Source organism: Nostoc sp. CCY0012, assembly GCF_963920855.1.
Lineage (GTDB): Bacteria > Cyanobacteriota > Cyanobacteriia > Cyanobacteriales > Nostocaceae > Cyanocohniella.
In genome coordinates this window covers 1-23,033 of record NZ_CAWUDM010000045.1, presented here as the reverse complement: position 1 = coordinate 23,033, position 23,033 = coordinate 1, and the positions used below count along the sequence as shown (strand labels likewise).

18 protein-coding genes are annotated in these 23,033 nt (G+C 40.7%); 11 read left to right on the top strand and 7 right to left on the bottom strand.

The window, feature by feature from the left end; translation table 11 throughout:
- Positions 1–3 precede the first annotated feature (3 nt).
- The 4 genes from ACM0OS_RS14785 to ACM0OS_RS14770 form a co-directional block, all read right to left on the bottom strand.
- A complete protein-coding gene (locus ACM0OS_RS14785; RefSeq protein ID WP_414543945.1) occupies positions 4–405 on the bottom strand; it encodes a VOC family protein in 402 nt (133 codons plus the stop codon).
- A gap of 18 nt (positions 406–423) precedes the next feature.
- The gene (locus tag ACM0OS_RS14780) at positions 424–1,023 is read right to left on the bottom strand and encodes a tRNA-(ms[2]io[6]A)-hydroxylase (protein ID WP_414543944.1); all 600 of its coding nucleotides are present in this window, start codon (positions 1,021–1,023) and stop codon (positions 424–426) included.
- A gap of 573 nt (positions 1,024–1,596) precedes the next feature.
- A complete protein-coding gene (locus tag ACM0OS_RS14775) occupies positions 1,597–2,376 on the bottom strand; it encodes an SDR family oxidoreductase (protein WP_414543943.1) in 780 nt (259 codons plus the stop codon).
- A 195-nt stretch (positions 2,377–2,571) separates the two neighbouring features.
- A complete protein-coding gene (locus ACM0OS_RS14770) occupies positions 2,572–3,537 on the bottom strand; it encodes a nuclear transport factor 2 family protein (protein ID WP_414543942.1) in 966 nt (321 codons plus the stop codon).
- Positions 3,538–3,622: 85 nt separating this feature from the next.
- On the opposite strand from ACM0OS_RS14770, the gene murG reads away from it, so the two are divergent.
- Positions 3,623–4,696 carry an undecaprenyldiphospho-muramoylpentapeptide beta-N-acetylglucosaminyltransferase gene (gene murG / locus ACM0OS_RS14765; RefSeq protein ID WP_414543941.1) on the top strand — a complete coding sequence of 358 codons (1,074 nt, stop codon included), beginning with the start codon at positions 3,623–3,625 and terminating at the stop codon, positions 4,694–4,696.
- Positions 4,697–4,781: 85 nt separating this feature from the next.
- On the opposite strand, the gene ACM0OS_RS14760 is transcribed toward murG, so the two are convergent.
- A complete protein-coding gene (locus ACM0OS_RS14760) occupies positions 4,782–5,549 on the bottom strand; it encodes a D-Ala-D-Ala carboxypeptidase family metallohydrolase (RefSeq protein WP_414543940.1) in 768 nt (255 codons plus the stop codon).
- Between the two features lie 423 nt (positions 5,550–5,972).
- On the opposite strand from ACM0OS_RS14760, the gene ACM0OS_RS14755 reads away from it, so the two are divergent.
- A complete protein-coding gene (locus ACM0OS_RS14755; RefSeq protein ID WP_414543939.1) occupies positions 5,973–6,413 on the top strand; it encodes a hypothetical protein in 441 nt (146 codons plus the stop codon).
- A 78-nt stretch (positions 6,414–6,491) separates the two neighbouring features.
- Positions 6,492–6,737: a DUF6737 family protein gene (locus ACM0OS_RS14750; protein ID WP_414543938.1), complete on the top strand. Its 246-nt coding sequence runs from the start codon at positions 6,492–6,494 to the stop codon at positions 6,735–6,737.
- A gap of 24 nt (positions 6,738–6,761) precedes the next feature.
- On the opposite strand, the gene ACM0OS_RS14745 is transcribed toward ACM0OS_RS14750, so the two are convergent.
- A complete protein-coding gene (locus tag ACM0OS_RS14745) occupies positions 6,762–8,492 on the bottom strand; it encodes an ATP-binding protein (RefSeq protein WP_414543971.1) in 1,731 nt (576 codons plus the stop codon).
- Between the two features lie 881 nt (positions 8,493–9,373).
- Here ACM0OS_RS14745 and ACM0OS_RS14740 point away from each other — a divergent pair.
- Positions 9,374–10,300, top strand: coding sequence for a cobalamin-binding protein (locus tag ACM0OS_RS14740; protein WP_414543937.1), 927 nt, complete (start codon positions 9,374–9,376; stop codon positions 10,298–10,300).
- Positions 10,301–10,422: 122 nt separating this feature from the next.
- Here the strand turns inward: ACM0OS_RS14740 and ACM0OS_RS14735 are convergent, their stop codons facing one another.
- Complete coding sequence (locus ACM0OS_RS14735) at positions 10,423–11,139, bottom strand: class I SAM-dependent methyltransferase (protein WP_414543970.1); 717 nt, start codon at positions 11,137–11,139, stop codon at positions 10,423–10,425.
- Positions 11,140–12,408: 1,269 nt separating this feature from the next.
- Here ACM0OS_RS14735 and ACM0OS_RS14730 point away from each other — a divergent pair.
- The 7 genes from ACM0OS_RS14730 to ACM0OS_RS14700 all read left to right on the top strand — a co-directional run.
- A complete protein-coding gene (locus ACM0OS_RS14730) occupies positions 12,409–13,638 on the top strand; it encodes a sedoheptulose 7-phosphate cyclase (protein WP_414543936.1) in 1,230 nt (409 codons plus the stop codon).
- A 4-nt stretch (positions 13,639–13,642) separates the two neighbouring features.
- The gene (locus ACM0OS_RS14725; protein WP_414543935.1) at positions 13,643–14,476 is read left to right on the top strand and encodes an O-methyltransferase; all 834 of its coding nucleotides are present in this window, start codon (positions 13,643–13,645) and stop codon (positions 14,474–14,476) included.
- Between the two features lie 89 nt (positions 14,477–14,565).
- Positions 14,566–15,963, top strand: a complete 1,398-nt coding sequence (locus ACM0OS_RS14720; protein ID WP_414543934.1) for an ATP-grasp domain-containing protein — start codon at positions 14,566–14,568, stop codon at positions 15,961–15,963.
- Between the two features lie 122 nt (positions 15,964–16,085).
- Complete coding sequence (locus ACM0OS_RS14715) at positions 16,086–20,087, top strand: amino acid adenylation domain-containing protein (protein WP_414543933.1); 4,002 nt, start codon at positions 16,086–16,088, stop codon at positions 20,085–20,087.
- 136 nt (positions 20,088–20,223) lie between these two features.
- Positions 20,224–21,270, top strand: a complete 1,047-nt coding sequence (locus ACM0OS_RS14710; RefSeq protein WP_414543932.1) for a hemolysin family protein — start codon at positions 20,224–20,226, stop codon at positions 21,268–21,270.
- A gap of 413 nt (positions 21,271–21,683) precedes the next feature.
- Entirely contained in the window at positions 21,684–22,298 is a 615-nt protein-coding gene (locus ACM0OS_RS14705) for a cysteine hydrolase family protein (protein ID WP_414543931.1), read from the top strand.
- 162 nt (positions 22,299–22,460) lie between these two features.
- Positions 22,461–23,033: PAS domain-containing protein (locus ACM0OS_RS14700; RefSeq protein ID WP_414543930.1), on the top strand; the 573-nt coding region annotated here is incomplete at its 3' end.

Here is a 23,033-nt window from a genome sequence, read left to right as displayed (position 1 = left end):
CTTTTAAGCGCCCAAATTACTAAATATTTCAATCAAATTGCCATCAGGATCACGGAAATGGGCGGTTCGCAGTCCCCAGGTGGGACGGTCTTGGGGTTGAGTGACAACTGTCACATTTTTTTCTTTGAGATACTGATATAGTTCATCAACACTATCAACGGCGAATACCAAAGCCACTTTATTGTGGCAGTCATTTGCTGAAGGCAGATAGGCGCTGGGGACGGCTTCAGCCATTAAGTCTTTTTTGAACAAAGCCAGTTTGATACCATCTCCAGTGTGCAACTCGGCATACCAACTATTTTCGTCGCCCCAATCAATATTAAACCCCAATACATCCCGATAAAACAGAAAGCAATCTTTGAAGTTGGAGACTAGCAACCTGATGTGTGTTAACTGAATTATCATATCTTTTGCGTGATTCTATTAACTATGAATTCTCGGTTCTGGATGCAAATTTTCCAGCAACTCACTTTCAACAATTGCCAATTCATCTAGCCGTTGCATAACTATTGCACGATCATAGTAAGTATCGGCTAAAACCCAATAAGTACCGTAATGTCTGGCTTCTGATGCCATCAAACTGCCATAAAACGCAGCTAATTCTGGCTCAGGGCAATGTGTAGCTAATAGTCCTAGACGTTCGTGACTGCGAGCTTCAATTAAACCAGTAACGAGTAAAGTATCTAAGAAGCGATGGGGTTCTTGGGGACGCACAGCAGCTCGTAAACCAGCACCGTACGGAGGTGGTGGTAGGGGCGCCAGGGGAATATTCCGGCGTTCTAACCACTGGTTAACTAGTTCAAAGTGTTCTAGTTCTTCGCGGGCGATCGCAGTTAATTCCCGTACCATTTTAGTATTGGAAGGATAGCGAAACATAAAGTTTAGTGCTACCCCAGCTGCTTTACGTTCACAGTGAGAATGATCAAGCAAAATGATGTCTAAGTTAGCTAGGGCCTGTTCGACCCAAGCAGGACTCGTCGGTTGATTGAGGGCATTGATAGTAGGTAATACAGAAGTAAGCACAGGGTGACAAAACTCCGGAAATTTGAATATTGTGTAGTATCCCAGCAAATTGATTTTAATAGTGGATGGGACAATCAGGTAGACTTCATCAAATATGTTTGACAGTTTTTCTAATTGTCTGTCATCTTGTAAGGATATATATTTGTAAATATACTTAATAATTTAGTGTTCAGCGATGCTGATGACCACAGAATACCACAGCTGCAATAGTAAATATTTGCCGCCTCGGATAAAGTTGTTTTAACTAGTGAAAAAAGTAAATCACCAGGGCGCTGGAAATTACTCATCCTGTTCTACAAGCTTTGTGGTGAATGAACACCCATCATCCTTGTCCGGGGTAATTTGCTAACGCTCTGGTGCTTTTTGAGCGGAAATTTCCGCCCTAAGGGTATAAGTAAAGGGTTTAAAAAGCCTATAACAGTTATTTAGAAATTATTGTATCAGCCCACACATTTTATTTGAGATTTCCGTATGTTAAGCAATGAGTAATGTAAATACATACTCTTAATAAAAAACCACAGAAAATTCATGTGTGATTATCTATGGTTTAGTAAAAAAATAGGTAATCTTGCTTTATTTTTCTGTTTGTCGATTAACTAGGGTGGCACTAGCTTGATCCACTGGCATGAGTATCACTTCATTGATATTGACATGAGGCGATCGCGTGACACAAAAGAAAATCACATCAGCTATATCATCGGCAGTCAGAGGCGTAGTTCCTTGATAAACTTTTTTAGCGCGTTCCGTATCCCCATGAAAACGCACATCACTAAATTCTGTTTCTACCATCCCAGGGTCAACAGAAGTTACTCTGATGGGAGTTCCTAACAAGTCTTGTTTTAAACCTTCAGAAATTGCCTTGACAGCAGCCTTGGTACCACAGTAGACATTACCACCGGGATAAGTTTGATGTCCGGCAATGGAACCCAAATTTACCACATGACCACGACCACGATTTACCATACCGGGAACAACATAACGGGTGAGGTAAAGCAGTCCCTTAATATTGGTATCAATCATTTCTTCCCAGTCTTGAGAGTTGCCTTCATGCAACTTATCTAAACCGCGACTCAGACCAGCATTGTTAATCAGAATATCAATATCAGACCAATCGGAGGGTAAGCTAGAAATAGCAGATTCCACAGCCAAGCGATCGCGCACGTCTAAAGGTAACAAATAAACCTCTACACTGTACATTTTGTTAAGTGCATCTGCTACCTCTTGCAAGCGTTCCCCACGTCGCGCCGCCAAAATCAGTCTGGCACCTTCACGCGCAAATATTTTCGCACAAGCAGTACCGATACCACTACTTGCACCCGTGATTAAAATTACTTGATTGTTTACAGTAATCATGATTAATTCAAAGTTAATCGTCAACAAAAGTAGAGCGTCGGGGAAGCAAAGATAAATCAATCAAAATTAAACTTTTTTGAACGCCAGTTGCTACAAGTCAGGGAAACCGACGACAGTCGCCTCAAGTCGGGGAACCCGCCCACGGCGCTGTCTCCCCATCGCATTGGCTCCTTTTAACTTCCCCGGAAGTTTTTCCTACCTCACCACTTGCAGACGCTGAGTTACCATCGTCATGCCACTACCACGGAGAATCACGGCAGAAACCCACTGATTACCAGGGGTAGATGGTGCGCGTCCTACTTTAAAGAGTCCACCGGATGTCAGCAATTCCAAATCTACAGAGGTGGGATTGAGAAACTTGCTAGGTTGCACTGGTTCTTCAACTGCCGTTCCCAGAAGAAAATCATCACCTAGTGGCTCTTGAACAATGGCATCAAAACTATACTGCTCGCCTACCTTCACCTGCTGAGGTAAATTGATATCAATTTGGGGCGGCTGGTTACCAGATGTCAGGAGAGTACGTTCTGATAAAATTTCTTGTTGGACAATTCTGCCGCCTTGAATCCGCTGGCGGGATTTAATGGTGGCATTAAGAGCTACATTATTAGCGTTAGCTGATGATAACCCAGTGATATTAGTTACCGTTTCAGCCACAATAGCGTTGCCCTCAGATTTCCAAGATTCCAAGGTTGTACTATATCGCAACTGTGGATATCGCTTCCAGAATGCCGTCAAGGATTGTTCCAAGGTTTGGCGATTTAACCCATCTCCGTGAGTGAAGGTAGGGCTGTATAGTTGCATCACACCTTTGATGTCGCCCTTGCTAGCGGTGGCATCCATTTGTGTTAATAAATTTTTGAGTTCAGCTGGTGCATTTTGCAAAGCAACGGGTTGAACTGATGGTTCCGATTTTACTTCTTCTGAGAACGTATCTGCTCTTCTGCTTTCGCTCCAGTTGATTAGCCGTTCCCTCAGAGAAATCTTTTCTGTACGTGTAGCGTTGGCCACAGAAGAAGAGTTGGGTAGCAAATTTGCTGGTGTACTGGCTTGAACAGATTGCCAACTACTAGTTACACCAACAATCAGCAAAGATAAAATTAACCAAATACCATTGGGAAATTTTTGTTGATGTTTCAGTAATAATGCAGTAATGTTATTCATTTGGTAAGAGTTTACTGATTTAAGTAGAGAACGTCAGGAAATTGTTTTATCTTAGTTAAGCTAGGCGCTAAACGGTAGAGTGTTGATGGCAAATGCACCAATAAAATTATTAATAGCTGCTAGTGGGACTGGTGGACACTTATTTCCAGCGATCGCACTGGCTGAAAAATTGCCAGAATATAAAATTGAGTGGCTGGGTGTCCCCAATCGTTTAGAAACTCAACTTGTCCCCAAACAGTATCCTTTGCATACTATTGCAGTTGAAGGGTTTCAGCAAGGATTTGGCTTGTCCTCGTTACGTATATTGGGTAAATTGATTGCTTCGATTCTCGAAGTGAGACGAATCCTCAAACAAGGTAATTTTCAAGGCGTGTTCACCACTGGGGGATATATTGCTGGGCCGAGTGTGATTGCGGCGCGATCGCTGGGGTTACCTGTGGTTTTCCATGAATCTAACGCCTTACCGGGTAAAGTAACGCGCTTTTTTGGCCCCTGGTGTACTGCGGTAGCTTTAGGATTTGCCGTTGCTGCTAAGTATTTGCCGCGGGCCCAAAATGTCTGTGTCGGTACTCCTGTACGTTCCCAATTCCTAGATGGCGGATTGGATACAACCCTGGATTTACCAATTCCCGATCATGTTCCATTAATTGTTGTTTTTGGTGGTAGTCAAGGTGCCGTTGCAGTCAATCAGTTAGTGCGCCAATCAGCGCCAGCCTGGTTTGATGTCGGTGCTTATGTAGTACATTTAACAGGCGATCGCGATCCCGAAGCAGATAGCCTCAAACATCCGCAATACATAGCCTTGCCTTTTTACGACAATATGGCGGCGTTGTTGCGACGCGCCAATTTAGCAATTAGTCGTTCTGGTGCTGGGAGTTTAACAGAATTAGCAGTGTGTGGAACCCCAGCGATTTTGATTCCTTACCCCTTTGCTGCGGAAGACCATCAATCTTATAATGCTGACGTATTTACTAAAGCTGGTGCAGCTTTAACGTTTTTGCAATCAGAGTTAACAACAGAGATATTGCAAACTCAAGTTTTGAATTTATTACAATCACCAACAGAACTGGCAAAAATGGCAGATAATGCCAAGGCGATCGCAGTTCCTGATAGTGCTGATAAGTTGGCCTCTCTACTGCGTGAAGTTTTGGAAACATAAAAAACAGGCAGAGGTACAAAGGGATAAGTCAAAATTATGCTTTTTCCCGACTCTCTTGCCTGCAATTTCTCCAAATATCATTATTTTAGGGATAATTAAACACTACACGACCACTAGGACGCCAATCACAATGGATAAAACCTCTATGCATTCCTCTTCCCAAGCCAGTGCAATCAGAGGCGCGACAAATTTCCATAAGTCGGGAAAAGTTGCCGTCAGCAGGGGCAATATCAATTGCTAATCCTTGAATGTGCTGGGAATAACGCGCACCTCCGATGCGTCGATTAACAGCAGGTGGACGATAAGCAGAAGTTATGGCAATAGCACTACCGTATTTCTCACGGATTTTGCCAAAACCTTGAGTCGTTTTGATAATGTTATTAATAATAGCTCTGGATTCTGGCGCTCTTTCAGGGTTACATCCTTGAGTAAATTCTCCCCAAGTTAGAGGTATGCCAGGAACTATCAATTCATTTTGGTAAACGGTCATACCAGTTACTAACCTCATGGTTCGACCAGTTTTAGTGCCTAAAGTTGATGTAGGTATGGGTGTAAGTTTCTGGGTTTGTTCTTCGATGACTGTATGATTTACTGCAATCTCCAACAATGCAGCAGCTGTGGTTGGCCCTAATAATTCCGGAGAATCTAGCCAAACACTTTCTTTAAATTGGGCAAAGGCTTTTTGGGTTAAATCACCTGCGATACCATCAATTTGACCCTTATAAATTCCTGCTTGGTTCAGCAAAGTTTGGACTTCTTTAATGGTGTCAGTATCAGATTCAGTGAGTTTGATCGGGTTATTTTCAGACTGAATTTTATTTAAGTTGAGAAATTCCCCTACAACAGTTGTCATTGATGCATCTCCTTGAATTGCGGGTTGAATAATTGAAGCTACAGTTATTTCCTCAGTGATTCCTGAAAATCGCCATACCCACTATGCTGCGAATTTCCAGCAAGGAAAATTTGGGAAATTACAGATATAAGCTGCTTGATTATAGTTTTTTTAGTTACGTATGTTTTACAGTGTTTATCCTTAAATTTTTCCTATTCGTACACGAAATAAGCTATACAAATAAAGATTGCCTAGGTTCTAGTAATATTTGTAACACAAAAAATTATGTATTAAGTTTTACAAACGCGGAGCCGTCAAAAATCTAGACTTCATTGATCAAAATCCAGGCGATTTTACTCTGGACTGATTTTGTTTTACAATTTGTTACATGGATGATTTGCCGTTATACCAAACAGCATGAAAAAACTAATATGGTGTCCTATCATGGCTACTCTGCTAATAGGATTTACAGATACGTTAGCTCTTAGCCAGAAGCCCCAAAAGTATTTGCAAATAAATCTCAAATCTTCACCATCTTTTGTAGATTTAGGCGCATCTACTGCTGTTAAGGTTTCTCAGGCTACCAAAGAAATTGATGAAAAAACAGCTTTTAACTTAGTTTGGCAGTTGCCGCAAGTACAACGCAAAGCACGTATCATCTCACAACTATCCAAAGGGACAATCAAAGTTGGCGCAATTGTTGATGGTTATCCGACACCCGATGATCCCTACTACACAGTTCGGGTATTTGAGGATGAACCAGACCACAATACAACGATTTATTGGTTTCGTGTCTTAAATACAGGTGATGTCATCGAAGTCTTAGATGTAATCGAGAACAAGTACATATCTTTGGAAGAATGGAGAGCGCAATTAAAACGCTAGCAAGTAGTAATTGTGCTATTTTTCACGAACATGGGATACTTTGGAAATTGCAAGCCCCTCATTACATAAGACCAATCAATGTCTGAACACAAATCTTTAAGTCCCTGGCACTACAAACCTTGGTGGTGTCAGCCTTGGTCTATCCTGCTTACAGGTGTAATCTTAATTAGCAGTAGTTGGTTATTATTTAAAATTATTTGGCTAACAGTCCTCGTTGCCATACCTGTCTTAGCATGGATGGGATTTTTTATCTTAATTTGGCCGCAACTGATGATTCGCAGTGGCGCTTTGGAATCATATCAACGTGACTCCATACAACAATAAAATATTTCAGTAACAATGCATCTCCTACTCTGGATAAGTTTGGTCTGGTAAAAATAAAGTGAATTGACTGCCTTCACCTAGTTTTGATACTACTGTGACATCTCCACCATGTAACCGGGCTAACTTGCGGGTCAAAGCCAAACCCAAGCCAGTGCCTTCATATTGACGATTTAATCGACTGTCTAATTGTTTAAAAGGCTCAAATAGAAATTGAAACTGATTGGCATCAATCCCAATACCAGTATCGGAAACTGTGAAATTAATACCGTCAGGTAATTTTTGGACTAGTAAAGAAACTTGACCTGCTGGGGTGAATTTAATAGCATTAGTTAAAAGATTTATTAACATTTGTTTGATACGCCGGGCATCTGCAACACACACGTCTGCTTTGGAATCAATGTCACTTGTGAGGTGTAATCCTTTCTCGATAGCGCGATCGCGGACTGTCGATAAGACAGCATTACATAGCTCTGGGACTGACAAAGGTAATACAGATAATTCTTCTTTACCTGCTTCAATTTTAGATAAGTCTAAGATATCGTTAATTACTGCCAGTAGATGTTCACCACTGCTGTATATACAACTTATATACTCCTTTTGTTTCTCATTGAGTGAGCCAACCATTTCTTGTTGTAGCAACTGAGACAAGCCCATAATGGCATTGAGAGGTGTCCGTAGTTCATGGCTCATGGTTGCTAAAAATTCACTTTTTGCCCGACTACCCGCCTCTGCTGCTGCTTGAGAAGCACGTAGTTTTAACTCTATTTGTTTGCGCTCAGTAATGTCTTCGATCATCGCTAAAAAACATTCAGGTGCACCATTGCTGTCTGGAAGTATAGAAACGGATATTTGAGTCCAAACTAGGCTACCATCTTTGTGTATTAAGCGTCTTTCCATCTCCAGGTGTTGTTTGACGATAAGTTGTTCACCATCGTCTAGATGGATTCCAGAAATTAGTTGTTTGTAAACTGCTAAATCTCCCTTTTGGTGGGCAATGTAATTGATGAAGCGTTGACCACATAGTTCTTGGCGGCTGTATCCCAACATCTGGCACAAGGCGGGATTAATATCCACTACTTGTGCTTTGAGATTGATCAGTCCAATACCAATGGACGAACGCTCAAAAATTGCCCGAAATTGAGTCTCGCTTTGTCGTAATGCTTCTTGCGCGGCGTTGCGATCGCTTGCTTCTAGAGCCAGGGTGACAAAATCTGCAATTGAGGCGGCAAAATTTTCTTCCGCCAAATTCCAATGACGCACTTCGCCAAAGTGTTCATGACAGACTACCCCTACCAAATGACCCCCAAGCCAAATGGGTGCAGCCAACAAAGATGCGATCCCAAATACAGAAAGATAAACCGTTGATAACTCTTGGGTTCTTTGGTCTTCGATGGCATCATGGACTGCAATGCTACGTTCTTCTTTTAACGCCTGAAAATAAGCAGGATAATTCGCTTTTAAAAAATATTTACCAGATGTATGTTCCTTTTTACTCACATCGTACAAATTGATACATTCAATGGCAGAGCGGTCTTCGTTATATAACCACACGCCAACTCGCTTCACCAAGAGGGTTTGCGCCGCAATTTCGGTTATTTCTCTGAGTGCTGCATTCAGATTGCCTTGTTGAAGCGTTTTGCTTCTAGCTAATTGCACTAGCGCCTGACTTTGTTTGCGTCGCTCCTGCTCTTTAAGTTGCAAGACTTCTTGTACTTGTTGAGGTTCTGTAATATCTTTAGTCACTACCATCTGCATTTGTTGTCCCCGGAAAGAAATTACTTTGCCTTGCGGGTCTACAGGAAAAGTAGAACCGTCTGTGTTAACTACAATTACTTCACAGGGTTTTTCATAACCGGGCAGTATATTTTTATTCATCAAATCTTCTAACTATATTTATATACTGAGTCTGTCAAGTACTCACACTTTCGAGAAATTACTGGCTCTGAATCAGCTGAAATTGTACTGGGAGGTCATATTTTTAACGATTAACACTCAGATAACATAGAAGACTCCAAAATAGCATCACTCCATTAGGGTAAATCTGTTAGGGTTGATACTCTCTGTTGATTCTGAATCATTAGAAAACATGATTAATAGTAATAAATTGTACTTATGGGATTTGTTACTTAATAAAGCAACTTCATCTAAAAAGTCTCAGAAAACAAGGGCTGCATAGGCAATTTTAGAAAAAATTGGATTTGGATTGATAATATCTTGATGAAAATTCTATACTTAGTTAAGGGGCGGTTATATTAACAAAGACTGTCTGATAAGCCCATTCAGCATTCCTTTAAGCTAGTAACAATCAATTTACAATAATTACCAATACTTGCTTCATAGTACAAGTACCTAGATTTATCTTAGGGGACAAAAGAGTCAGGGGAGTGGGGAGCAGGGGGGAAGGTAGTAATGCGCGAACGGGACAGGGATTTTTCCCCCCGCCTCTTCCGATCAGGGATTTACGCTTTAGCGATCCGCAAAATCTAAAATTGTTTGACTCAAGGAGCAATTATGACTAATTAACCATGTAAATACTGATTACCAGAACAGCCGCAGATTCACCTAGAGAAAGATACTTTAAGGCGGAAAATTTGTAAGAATTAAAAATAATACGCAGATCTTCTGGAGGTGGCTCAATGACCAATAAAGATGTAAGAATTGTTTCATTAATTCCTAGTGGTACAGAGATTTTAGCAACACTAGGGTTAACTAATGAAATTGTCGGGCGATCGCATGAATGTGATTACCCTCCAGAAATCCAAAATCTCCCTGTTTGTACACAACCACGCTTAAACTCCCAAGCAGCAAGCAGCAAAATTCACGATGATGTCAATAATTTGTTGCAATCTGCGCTCAGTATCTATGACATCAAAACAGACGTTTTAGAGAAATTACAGCCCACTCACATTTTGACTCAAGACCAATGTGATGTCTGTGCAGTCAGTCTACAAGACGTAGAAAAAGCTGTTGCTAGCCTGATTCATACTTCACCACAAATTATTTCCTTACAACCGAATCTTCTAGAAGACGTGTGGACTGATATTGAGCGCGTAAGTCACGTCTTTGACGTAGACTCAGTTAAGGTTTTAGAAAATTTAGAAGCTCGCGTGACTATATGTCAGCAAAAAATTCAAGGGCTTTCTTTAACAGAGTTACCCACCGTCTCCTGTATTGAGTGGACAGATCCTTTAATGTTTGCGGGAAATTGGATTCCCGAACTCGTTAATTTGGCAGGAGGACAGTCACAGTTTAGTGTAATTGGGAAACCTTCGGCTCGCATACCTTGGGAAACACTGATAAATAGCAATCCAGACATAATTATCTTTATGCTCTGTGGATTCGATTTAAATCGCACTCGCCAAGAAGCCCAGTTATTTACTCAACGTCCAGAGTGGGAAAAACTCCACGCCACCCAGGCTGGTAGAGTTTACATCACTGACGGTAATGCCTTCTTTAACCGCCCAGGGCCACGATTAGCCGATTCCCTAGAAATTTTGGCAGAAATTTTGCATCCAGAGATTTTTGATTATGGCTATAAAGGAACCGCCTGGGATATATTGTAAAATCAATCTAAAATTTGCGCTGCGTACACTTTATTAACACAAAACCAAAATTCCCCACTCCCCACTCCCCATTACCCCTTATCCCCAGAGGGGGCCCCGATTTCCCCACTCCCCACTCCCTACTACCTACTACCCCCAAACACAGCCAAACCATAATATTTCCAAGGCACTGTCACTGTTTTAAATCCAGATGCTGTCAGCATGTGTAAATGTGTCTCTAAAGTAGCTAACTGGTCTTGACTAGAATACCCTTGTGTACTGCTGGTGCCAAGTTTAGCGCGAACTTCAGTTAATGGAACTCCCTGTTGGCTTGCCCATTCCTCGCGCGCGGCTTTGTAAACTTCTGCGAGGGTAGGTGATTCCGGTAATACTGGATCTGCATTCCAAAAATAACCGCCTTGGGTGAGACTGGTGGCAATTTGCTGAAATAACTTTAACTTCATCTGATCATCAAGATGGTGGATTGCCAAAGATGACACACAGGCATCAAATTCGCTACCAATGCCTAACTTGCTGGAATTATCTGCCCATTCGCCAAAATCGGCTTCCATACCAGTCCACCTGTGTTGATATCCAGCTGCGGTGATTTTAGTTTCAGCAAATTGCAGCATTCGGGGTGAGTAATCTAAAGCAATTACTTGGGCATCGGGAAAGCGCTGGAGAATTTTCAGGCTCAGTTCCCCTGTCCCACAGCCTAATTCTAAAATGCGATGAGTTGTCACAGGCAAGCAATGGGTAATGACTGCCAACATCTCGTCATATCGAGGTAAAAGTTGGCGAATGCCTGTATCAAAATCGGCCGTTTTGGCGAATACTTCACCAGGAAATAACTGTTGCATGGGCATGAGAACAGATAGATGCACTATTAATTATGATGACGCATTATGGCTGGGAAATAACACCGACCGATATCGCCTACTTTTGTTGTCGTCAATACACGATAATTTCAATCTTTTCTCCATGATTGTTGTCAAAATATCGGCCCCCCTAGGACATATTTTGTTTAAGTATTAAAAATAACTAACTATATATGAACAATGTAAGATTGTATACTTAATTTTTTAACGTTATTTAAATTATTTTCCCCAAAATTATTCATGGCTTTAGCTGGAAATAGTAAATTATGAAGCAAAAAAACAAATATAAATATTTTTAATATGTCTTGATAGCAAATTGCCGCTTAATTGCGTTAGACTAATTTGTGTCATTAGTAACTCTGATGAATAAAAACTTCTGATTTTCAAGAGTTGCGGACTTAGTATATTTGGTACTGAATAGTAACTGAACTGAATCAAAGTAAAAGTCCACTATCATTCTGAATCAGACAGAGTGTAACAATTTTAGTGATATAAGGTTCGAGACTCATGCGAAAACACAGCGAACTGAAAGTTAATCAGAGCTGTAATCTGAAATGGAAACCTGGAGATAATTTATCTAGACAGTTTCCGTGACCCCATTTTTGCAGAGTCAAGTAGTCAAAATCCACTATAGATAAATATAGTAGGATGCATAGCAGAGTTAATCCAAATGCAGGTTAACTTTCTGGAAGTACATCGTCACTCTAATTTCAGCAGAGTGTCACCAATTTATTCATGTTAAGGTTTTGGACTAATGCTAAATAACAGTGATCAGAACGTTAATCAGGGCTGTAATCTCAAATGGAAGCCTGGAAATAGTTGCTCTGAGCAGGTTTCTAAAATAGAATTTTTGCGAAATCGCACAATTGGCAAGCCATTATTAATTAAAAGAATGGCGTTAATCTAAGTTCGAGTCAATTTCCTGAAATATAATTAACAATCTTCCATCAGCGCCAGCATGATGGTGATAATTTCTTCATGGGATTAGTTAATTAACCTTAAGGTAATCTTGAATGAGAGATTAACCTACAAAATTTGTATACATAGGTGATGTTATTAATTAACATTGCCAGCAATAGCAATGGGGTTTTTGAATGAAAGCCTGCTTGCGAATGCTTTGGCATAATTCATAATTAGGGTTATGGATTTTGATCTGACAAAAGCACAGTTTGTGGTTGCTATATAACAGGTGAAACTTATAGTTTTGCCTAGATTGTTCTGAAAATTTTAGTTACACCAAGGTCAACAGAAATGAATAATGTACAAGCGTCCTTTGCAGCAACGGAAGCTGAATTTCGCGTAGAAGGTTACGAGAAAATTGAGTTTAGTCTTGTCTATGTCAACGGTGCATTTGACATCAATAACAAAGAAATTGCTGACAGTTACGAAAAATTTGGCCGCTGTTTGACTGTAATTGATGCCAATGTAAATAAATTGTACGGTGAGCAAATCAAGTCATATTTTAAACATTATGATATTGAACTTACTGTAGTTCCCATTGTGATTACTGAGCCGACCAAAACCCTGGCGACCTTTGAAAAAATTGTTGACGCGTTTTCGGACTTTGGCTTAGTTCGCAAAGAACCAGTTTTAGTTGTGGGTGGTGGTTTAACCACAGATGTGGCTGGGTTTGCTTGTGCTGCTTACCGTCGCAAGAGTAACTATATTCGCGTTCCTACCACATTAATTGGTTTGATAGATGCAGGTGTAGCGATTAAGGTTGCAGTCAACCATCGCAAGTTAAAAAATCGCTTGGGTGCATATCATGCGCCGCAGAAAGTTATTTTGGACTTTTCCTTTTTAAAGACCTTACCTACAGCCCAAGTTCGTAATGGGATGGCAGAGTTAATCAAAATAGCTGTAGTTGCGAACTCAGAAGTCTTTGAATTATTAGATGAATATGGCGAAGACTTGCTGCGGACTCACTTTGGCTATGTAAATGGTACAGAAGAACTCCAAGCGATCGCTCATAAGTTAAACTATGAAGCCATCAAAACCATGTTGGAATTAGAGACTCCCAACCTACATGAACTAGACCTAGATCGCGTCATTGCCTATGGTCACACATGGAGTCCCACCTTGGAATTAGCCCCACTTGTACCTCTATTTCATGGTCATGCCGTGAATATAGACATGGCTTTATCTGCAACCATCGCTGCTAGACGGGGATATATTACCACAGCAGAACGCGATCGCATTTTGGGCTTGATGAGCCGCATCGGTCTATCAATCGATCATCCTTTACTAGATGGCGATTTACTGTGGTATGCCACCCAATCCATTACCCTAACAAGAGATGGTAAACAACGCGCCGCCATGCCCAAACCTATTGGTGAGTGCTTCTTTGTTAACGACCTCACCCGCGAAGAACTTGATGTAGTCTTAGCGGAACACAAACGTTTATGCGCCAAATTACCTCGTGGTGGCGATGGCATTGATGCCTATATTGAAACTCCAGAATCGAAACTACTAGGAGTTTAAATACATGACCAGTACTTTAGGACGCCACACTGCTAGACCGATAACGCCTCATAGCATCCTTGTATGGCAGTTACAGCAAACTCTGAGAACGGCAGAAGAAAATAACATCCCTCAAGAGGTATTGACTTCTCTGCGGCAAACTCTGCAATTAGCAGCAGGATTAGATCCTTACCTCGATGATTGCACCACACCCGAATCGAGTGCCTTGACAGCATTAGCCCAGAGGACTAGTGCAGAAGATTGGAGTAAACGCTTCAGTGATGGAGAAACAGTCCGACAACTAGAACAAGAAATGCTCTCTGGTCATTTAGAAGGACAGACACTCAAGATGTTTGTGCATATGACCAAAGCCAAGCGCATCCTCGAAGTGGGAATGTTCACAGGGTATTCAGCCTTAGCCATGGCAGAAGCCTTACCCAGTGAGGGGCGATTGATTGCTTGTGAAGTAGACTCCTATGTCGCTCAATTTGCCCAAGCTTGTTTTCAAGATTCGCCCCACGGTGAGAAGATTTCCGTTGAGGTAGCACCGGCTTTAGAGACACTCCATAAGTTAGCAGCAGCCAAACAGTCATTTGATTTGATCTTCATTGATGCCGATAAAAAGGAGTATGTAGAGTACTTCCAGATAATTTTGGAGGCTAACTTATTGACTGTCGACGGGTTAATCTGCGTCGATAATACTTTGTTGCAAGGACAAGTATATCTGCCTGCTGATCAACGTACCGCAAATGGTGAGGCGATCGCTCAATTTAACCGTGTTGTGGCGGCCGATCCACGTGTAGAGCAGGTTTTGTTACCCATACGAGATGGGGTGACTTTAATTAGACGCTTGGTTTAAGGTTTTTTCGGATGGGTGGCTAGTGTCGCCCATCCTCAGAATTGTTAAATGCAAAGGAACGCGAAGGAAAGCGCAAAGGGGCGCAGAGTATGACACAATCGATTTCTTTATCTTTGCCTGAATCGACAACGCCAGTGATGGCTGTGAAGGTGAAGATATGGGCTTTATTCAAGACTATCGCTACTTTATTGTTATTGTTTTTGGCTTTGCCTTTGAATGCTCTGGTAGTTGTATTATCTCTACCCATAGCAATTATACGTAATTTATTTATTCAGAAAGTTGTCGTAACTACTCAACCGAAAACCATCTTGGTGAGTGGAGCGAAGATGACAAAGGCTTTGCAGTTGGCTCGTTCTTTCCATGCAGCAGGGCACCGAGTCATTTTGGTTGAGAGTCATAAATACTGGTTATCTGGACATAAATTCTCGAAAGCTGTAAGTCGTTTTTATACAGTTCCCGCACCACAAAGCGACCCAGAAGCATATATTCAGGCTTTGGTGGAAATCGTCAAAAAAGAAAAGATTGACGTGTATGTGCCTGTATGTAGCCCTGTGGCTAGCTATTATGATTCATTAGCCAAGCCTGCATTATCAAAATATTGTGAAGTGTTCCATTTTGATGCAGATATCACCAAAATGCTGGATGATAAATTTGCCTTTACCGAGAAAGCGCGATCGCTTGGTTTATCTGTTCCCAAATCTTTTAAAATTACAGATCCCGAACAAGTAATCAATTTCGACTTTAGTCAAGAAACCCGCAAATATATCCTCAAAAGCATTGACTACGATTCCGTGCGCCGCTTGGACTTAACCAAACTTCCCTGCGACACTCCAGAAGCCACAGCCGCCTTTGTTAAAAGTTTACCCATCAGTCCCGAAAAACCTTGGATTATGCAAGAGTTTATTCCTGGGAAGGAATTATGTACTCATAGTACAGTCCGGGATGGAGAATTAAATTTGCATTGCTGTTCCAACTCATCCGCCTTTCAAATCAACTACGAACAAATAGAAAATCCCCAAATCAAAGAATGGGTGCAACACTTTGTCAAAGGTTTGAAACTAACCGGACAAGTATCCTTCGACTTCATCCAAGCCGAAGACGGCCAAGTCTACGCCATTGAATGTAATCCCCGTACCCATTCAGCCATTACCATGTTCTACAATCACCCAGGCGTAGCAGCAGCATATCTGGAAAAAACTCCTCAACCAGAACCACTGCAACCTCTAGCAAATAGTAAACCCACATATTGGCTATATCACGAAATTTGGCGACTCACCGACATTCGCTCCTTAAAACAATTACAAACTTGGTTGAAAAACCTAATCCGAGGCACTGATGCCATTTATCAACTTGATGACCCAGTACCATTTTTAACCTTACACCACTGGCAGATTACCTTACTTTTACTGAAAAACCTGCAACAACTCAAAAGCTGGGTAAAAATCGACTTCAACATCGGCAAATTAGTAGAACTAGGCGGCGACTAGAAGAGGGGAGTAGGGAATAGGGAGTGGGGAAACTTACTCATACTCTCCTCTGCGCCTCTGCGCCTCTGCGTGAAAAAAATCACTAAACTTCTCAATTACGAATTACGAATTAACAATTATCTATGCAAATCACACTCAAACACGAACTTAATTCCGCAGAAAACTACAAACCATTTCCCCTGTCTCAAGTCCAGCAGTCAACATGGTTCCTCTACAAACTAGCACCAGAAGGTTTGGCTGATAAACTGGCCTTTGCTGTCAGGGTAAAATCACAAATTAATTTCTCTACATTAAAAACCGGCTTTCATAACCTCTTATCTCGCCATTCTTGCTTACGAACTGGTTACTATCAAAAAAATAACCAAGTGATGCAGCGAGTATGTAATATTACTAAGTTGCCTATTGAACAGGTTGATGCTTCTGGGTGGAATGATTGTGAGTTACAGGAAAATTTACTCGCATCTGTGAAGCAACCGTTTAACCTAGAGGCGGGTTTGGTAGCAAGAGTTACTCTATTTAGTTGTTCTCCTACAGACCATGTTTTGCTATTGAGTGTGCATCATATTGCTTGTGATTGGTGTTCTTTGTTGGTTTGTGTGGATGAGTTATTGGGAAATAATATCACGCAAAGTTATAGAGGCGCGGAGGTAAGAAGTTATGAGGATTATGTGTTGCGAGAGGTGGGCTTGTTGGCGGGTTCTCGGCTGAGGGAACTGGAGGATTATTGGGGAGGTAAGTTATCTGGGGTGTTACCTGTTCTGGATTTACCCATGAGTCAGTCTCGTCCAACGATGCGGAGTTATCAGGGGGTAGGGGAGAGATTTAAGATTGAGGGGGAAGTTTATCAGCAGCTTCAAGGTTTAGCAGAGGCGGAGAATGTTAGTTTATCTGTTTTGCTTTTGACGGCTTTTCAAGTTTTGCTGCGACGTTATACGGGTGAAGAAGATGTTTTAGTCGGTTGGATGCAGGCTGCACAAAATCCGACGGTGGTGGGAAATGCGACTAATTTGATGGTTGTTCGGTCTGCTGTTGTTGATAATTTACATTTTCGGGAGTTACTCAAACACGTTCAGGAAGTCTGTACAGAAGCAATTGCTTATCAAGATTATCCGTTTCCTGTGTTAGTCAGACAACTGCAACCAGATTTCAAACTTAGTCATCCTCCTATCTGTCAGGTGGCTTTTGCTTATGAGGATGTTCAAGATTTACCAACTCTCTCACACTTATGGGGAGAAAACTCGGAGTTAGAGTATTTTCATATCACCCAACAGCGAACAGAGTTTGATTTGACTTTGGAAGTGGTGGCGCTGTCTGATTCTCTGGTTTGCAACTTTCTGTATAACTGTGATTTGTTAGATTCTGCCACCATAACGAGAATGGTAGGGCATTTTGAGAATTTGTTAGAGGCGGTCGCCTCTGGCGCTACGCTTGGCGTAATCGCTCATAATTCTTCATCCAGTATTGCTCAACTTCCTTTATTAAATGCCGCTGAACGCCATCAACAGTTGATTGAATGGAATAATACGCAAACTGACTATGATTTATCTCGATGTTTGCACCAATTAATTGAGACACAGGTAGAACTGACACCAAATGCTGTTGCGGTGACGTTTGCAGGTGAAAGTTTGACCTATGAACAACTTAATTCTCGCGCTAATCAGTTAGCTCATTACTTACAAACTTTAGGCGTTAAGCCTGATGTACTGGTAGCGATTTGTGTAGAACGTTCCCTGGAAATGGTTGTGGGATTGTTGGCAATTCTCAAGTCTGGCGGTGCTTATGTACCTATTGACCCGGAATATCCCCAGGAACGCATAGCATATATGCTAGATGGTTGTCAAGCTAATGTGCTACTCACCCAAAGTCATTTGGTGAATAATTTACCTGGAAACACCCTGAAAATTTGTTTAGATACTGACTGGGAAACTATCTCACACAGCAGTAATAAAAATCCTGATTCCAGCATCAGTTCCACAGATTTAGCCTATGTCATCTACACTTCTGGTTCCACTGGTAAACCCAAAGGTGCAATGAACACCCATCGGGGAATTTGTAACCGCTTACTGTGGATGCAAGAAACTTACCAACTAAATGCCACAGATAGGATACTGCAAAAAACACCTTTTAGTTTTGATGTTTCTGTGTGGGAATTTTTCTGGCCGCTATTGACTGGGGCGCGTTTAGTAATGGCGCAACCTGGAGGACATAGAGATACTGCTTATTTAGTTAATACTATTGTTCATGAAGGAATTACGACGCTGCATTTTGTTCCTTCCATGTTGCAGGTGTTTCTCGAAGCCAAAAATTTAGAAAGTTGTCAATCTCTCCAACGCGTGTTTTGTAGTGGAGAAGCGTTACCAGTTGACCTCCAAGAACGGTTTTTTGCGCGGATGGAATGCCAACTCCACAACCTCTACGGCCCCACAGAAGCCGCTATTGATGTCACCTATTGGCAGTGTCAACGCCAGAGTACCTTAAAAAGTGTACCTATAGGGAGAGCGATCGCCAACACTCAGTTATACATTCTCGACTCCCATCTGCAATTAGTCCCACTAGGAACAACAGGTGAACTTTATATTGGTGGTGTAGGAGTTGCCAGAGGTTATCTCAACCGTCCAGAGTTAACACAAGAAAGATTTATTTCCCATCCTTTTATTGATGGTGAAAAGCTATATAAAACAGGAGACTTAGCCCGTTATTTACCCGATGGCAACATCGAGTACATCGGACGCATTGACCATCAAGTCAAGATTCGCGGCTTGCGGATTGAATTAGGCGAAATTGAGAACTCGTTAACTCAACACCCACAGATTCGGGAAGCAGTTGTGATTACTCAAACAGACCACTTAAATCAGCAACGATTAATTGCTTATATTGTCACACCACAACAGCAACCCACACCCAACGAGTTACGCAGTTTTCTCAAGCACACCCTCCCCGACTACATGGTTCCCTCAGCCTTTGTAATTCTAGAATCACTTCCTCTCAACCCCAGTGGTAAAGTAGACAGGCGTTCTCTCCCTCAACCCGACTCTTCTATTTTGAGTGGAGATGAAACTATAATTGCCCCCCGGAATGAGCTAGAACAGCAATTAGCAGTAATTTGGTCAGAAATTTTAAATATCTCACCTCTGGGTGTAACCAATAACTTCTTTGAAATTGGTGGTAATTCTTTATCAGCGATTCATTTAATGAATGCCATAGAAAAGCAATTTGGTCGAAATTTACCCTTAGCCACCTTGTTTGCCAATGGCACAATTGAAAAATTAGCAGAAGTTATCAATTCATCAGACGAAGTAGATTTTGATTCTCCAATTATTCCTCTGCAACCACAAGGCAGTAAACGTCCCTTCTTTTGTGTTCATCCAGCGGGAGGTCATGTTTTATGCTACGTCGATTTAGCTCGTTACCTGGGTACTGAGCAACCATTCTATGGGTTACAAGCTCAAGGATTTAATGGAACAAAACCACCCCTAGAAACAATAGAAGATATGGCGAGTCTTTACGTCAAAGCCATACAAAAAGTTCAACCAGAAGGCCCTTATCAAATAGGTGGTTGGTCTTTTGGGGGCGTTGTTGCTTATGAAGTAGCGCAACAATTAGTCCAGCAGGGGCAAGAAGTTTCTTTATTAGCAGTGTTAGATTCTTATGTCCCAATATTGCTAGACAAAGCCAAAGAAATTGATAATTCTTACTTAGTAGGGGTTGTATCTCGCGTCTTTGGCGGTATGTTTGGTCAAGATAATTTAGTAGAGCCTGAAGAAATTGCCCACCTGAATATAGAAGAAAAAATCGACTATATTATCGACAAAGCCAAAAAAGCCCAAATATTCCCGCCAACCGTTCAGCAGCAAAATAATCGCCGGATTTTAGAAGTGCTTGTAGGCACATTAAAAGCCACCTATGCCTACCAACGTCGTCCCTATCCAGGAAAAGTCACTATATTTAGAGCCAGTGAAAAACATATTATGGCTCCAGACCCGACTTTAGTCTGGGTTGAGTTGTTTTCAGTACTAGCAGCAGATGAAATAGAGATTTGTAAAGTACCTGGACATCACTACTCATTTGTGCTGGAACCTCATGTGCAAGTTCTCGCAGAACGTTTAAAGAAATATTTGGTTTAAATTGGTGGTTTTTAGTTGGGGGTAGTTTTCCCGATATTCCGGGTAAAATAGAAAAACCATACTCAAATTTTTAAGATAGCGCATCAATTAGCGATCGCTAGCCCCAACTTTACCATTCCCATACTTGGGAAACTGTATGCTCCAGCTTATTATCGTCGTACTTGTTGTGATTATCGGTTCAGCGCTTTGTTCTAGCATAGAGACTGCGCTGTTCTCTGTGTCTCCTCTGCGAGTCCGACAATTAGCACAATCAAACAATCCTTCTGCTGTGGCGCTTTTGGCAATTCGAGAAAATATGAATCGACCAATTGCCACCATCGTCATACTTAATAATATTTTCAATATAGTTGGCAGTATTCTTACAGGTAGCATTGCTACTCAAATTTTAGGCGATACCTGGCTGGGGATATTTTCGGGAGTATTCACCTTTTTAATTATCATTTTTGCAGAAATCATTCCCAAGACAATTGGAGAACGCTATTCAGAATCAATTGCTTTACTAGCAGCTTTACCTGTCACCGGACTTTCGATTATCTTTACACCTTTAGTGTGGATCATTGAAAATTTGACGGCAAGGTTTTTTAAAGTCAAAAAACGACCAACAACCAATGAAGCTGAAATTAAACTACTAGCAAATATTGGACAACAAGAGGGAATTATTGAAAGTGATGAAGCAGAAATGATTCAAAGGGTGTTTAGATTAAATGATGTCACCGCAGCCGACTTGATGACACCCAGAATTATGCTGACATATATACGCGGTCACCTGACCCTCACAGAAGCAAAAAAAGATATTATTGCCTCCCAACATACCCGAATTATTGTCGTCGATGAATCTATAGATCAAGTTATTGGCTTTGCCTTAAAACAAAATTTACTCACAGCGATGGTAGAAGGTAATAACGATGAAAAAATCGCTAATTTAGCTCGGAAAGTCCACTTTGTTCCCGAAATAATTCGAGCAGATAAACTATTAAAAAACTTTATAGAAGCGCGTGAACATTTAGCAGTTGTCGTTGACGAATACGGTGATGTTGCTGGTGTAGTCACTTTGGAAGATGTGCTGGAAGTGATTACTGGTGAAATTGTGGATGAGACTGATAGAACTGTTGATTTACAAGAAATTGCCCGTAAAAAGCGCGAAAAAATGTTGCAGTCTATTAATATTGGTAATCAACGTTAAGGCGTCTTTTTCCATTTATAATCAAATCTTTGCTAGTCACTTTGTAAGTGCTAAATTTTCTAGGCATTATGGAATTATAACTGCAAAATTGAAATCAAATTAATAATATATAAAGAAAATAATAAAATTTATATCTGAAATTTCATAAAGATATTTCATAATTAAACTGTTTTATCTAAAGAAATCAAAAAGTTGATTGAGTGTAGGTTATTTATTTATTTTTAAACCCTACCTCTGAGCCAAAAAGATCGAAATTAGATAAAAATCAGTAAAAATTACATTAGCGCTTAAGCGAGTAAGTACTACAATATAAATATCTTCAGGATGCGTGCTTTCTTTTTCTACCAACCTTATCAAAATCAAATTTGACTAAAAACTTCAACAATAATATCGCATAACATAATAAACAAACTATGGAATCTGAAAAAATAGCTTTGATTCTTATTGGATATCAAAATGATTATTTTTCACCGGATGGCATTTTATATCGAGTGGTAGAGGAATCATCGAAAGTTACAAATGTCATATCAAATACAGTTCATCTTCTGGAGTGTTTGTTTTCCACATCTGCACTAATAGTCACGACTCCGATATTTTTTACCCCTAACTATGAAGAATTAATTGAGCCAATTGGTATTCTGAAAACAATTAAAGAAGTCAATGCCTTTCAAATGGGAACTCTGGGATCAGAAACAATTAAGGAGTTAATACCTTTTCAAAAAAGAATACTAGAAGTACCTGGTAAACGCGGATTTAATGCTTTCATCAATACTAATCTGGGTGAAATTCTTCAGGAGAGAGAAATCACAGAGGTTGTTATAGCAGGGGCTGTAACATCAATATGTATTGATTCTACTGGTAGATCTGCCCACGAAAAAGGCTATCATGTGACAATTTTGTCAGACTGCACTTCAGCCCGTACCGTATTTGAGCAAGAGTTTTATTGTAGTAATATTTTTCCGCTGTATGCAGAAGTAATAACCCACAAAGAACTACTCAGTCATCTACAGCTAACTGTTACCATCTAAACCAGAAATTTCTGTAAATAGCAATTTTACTCGTAGAGATAGGGAATAGTTAATTCTATCCCTACAAATTGCTACGAGTAGCTTTGCTTATCTCATAGGGTCTTGGGAATGATAGAAATACTTTTTTAATAATTCCTGTCACTTCTACCAATATAAAAGTTTATGAAGCCAGATTTGTTAGCTGAGAACGAGCTGCATACGCAGATTCAATATCGTTTAATTGAAAAAATATCAGAATCAGAACGGCGTTATCGAGAGTTAGTTGAAAATCTACGTGAGATTGTATTTAAATGTGATCAAGCAGGTAATATTACACTTTTGAACAAAGCTTGGACAATGACTTTGGGTTATAGTGCTGAGGAATGTTTAAATCGCCCCATCGATGATTATCTCCATGCCGAAGATCGAGAAGTTTGGTTGAATTTTTTGAGTCAAATGTATGATAACCAGGATTTAGCAGGTAGAGAATTACGTTTTCATCATAAAAATTCAGAGATTGTCTGGTTAGAGTTATCAGCCCGTTCTGAAGATCAAGGAGAAATATGTGGTTCTTTAACGAATATTACTGATCGTAAACGAGCGCAGGCTGCTTTGAAGGAAGCAAATGAAGCGCTACAGATGCGAATTAAACAACTGCGGGTTGAGAACCTAGAACGCAAGCAGACAGAAGCGACTCTTTTACAGCTTAGTGGTGCAGAAAACTTTTTGGAGTCTCAAGTTGAAAAAACAGTAACA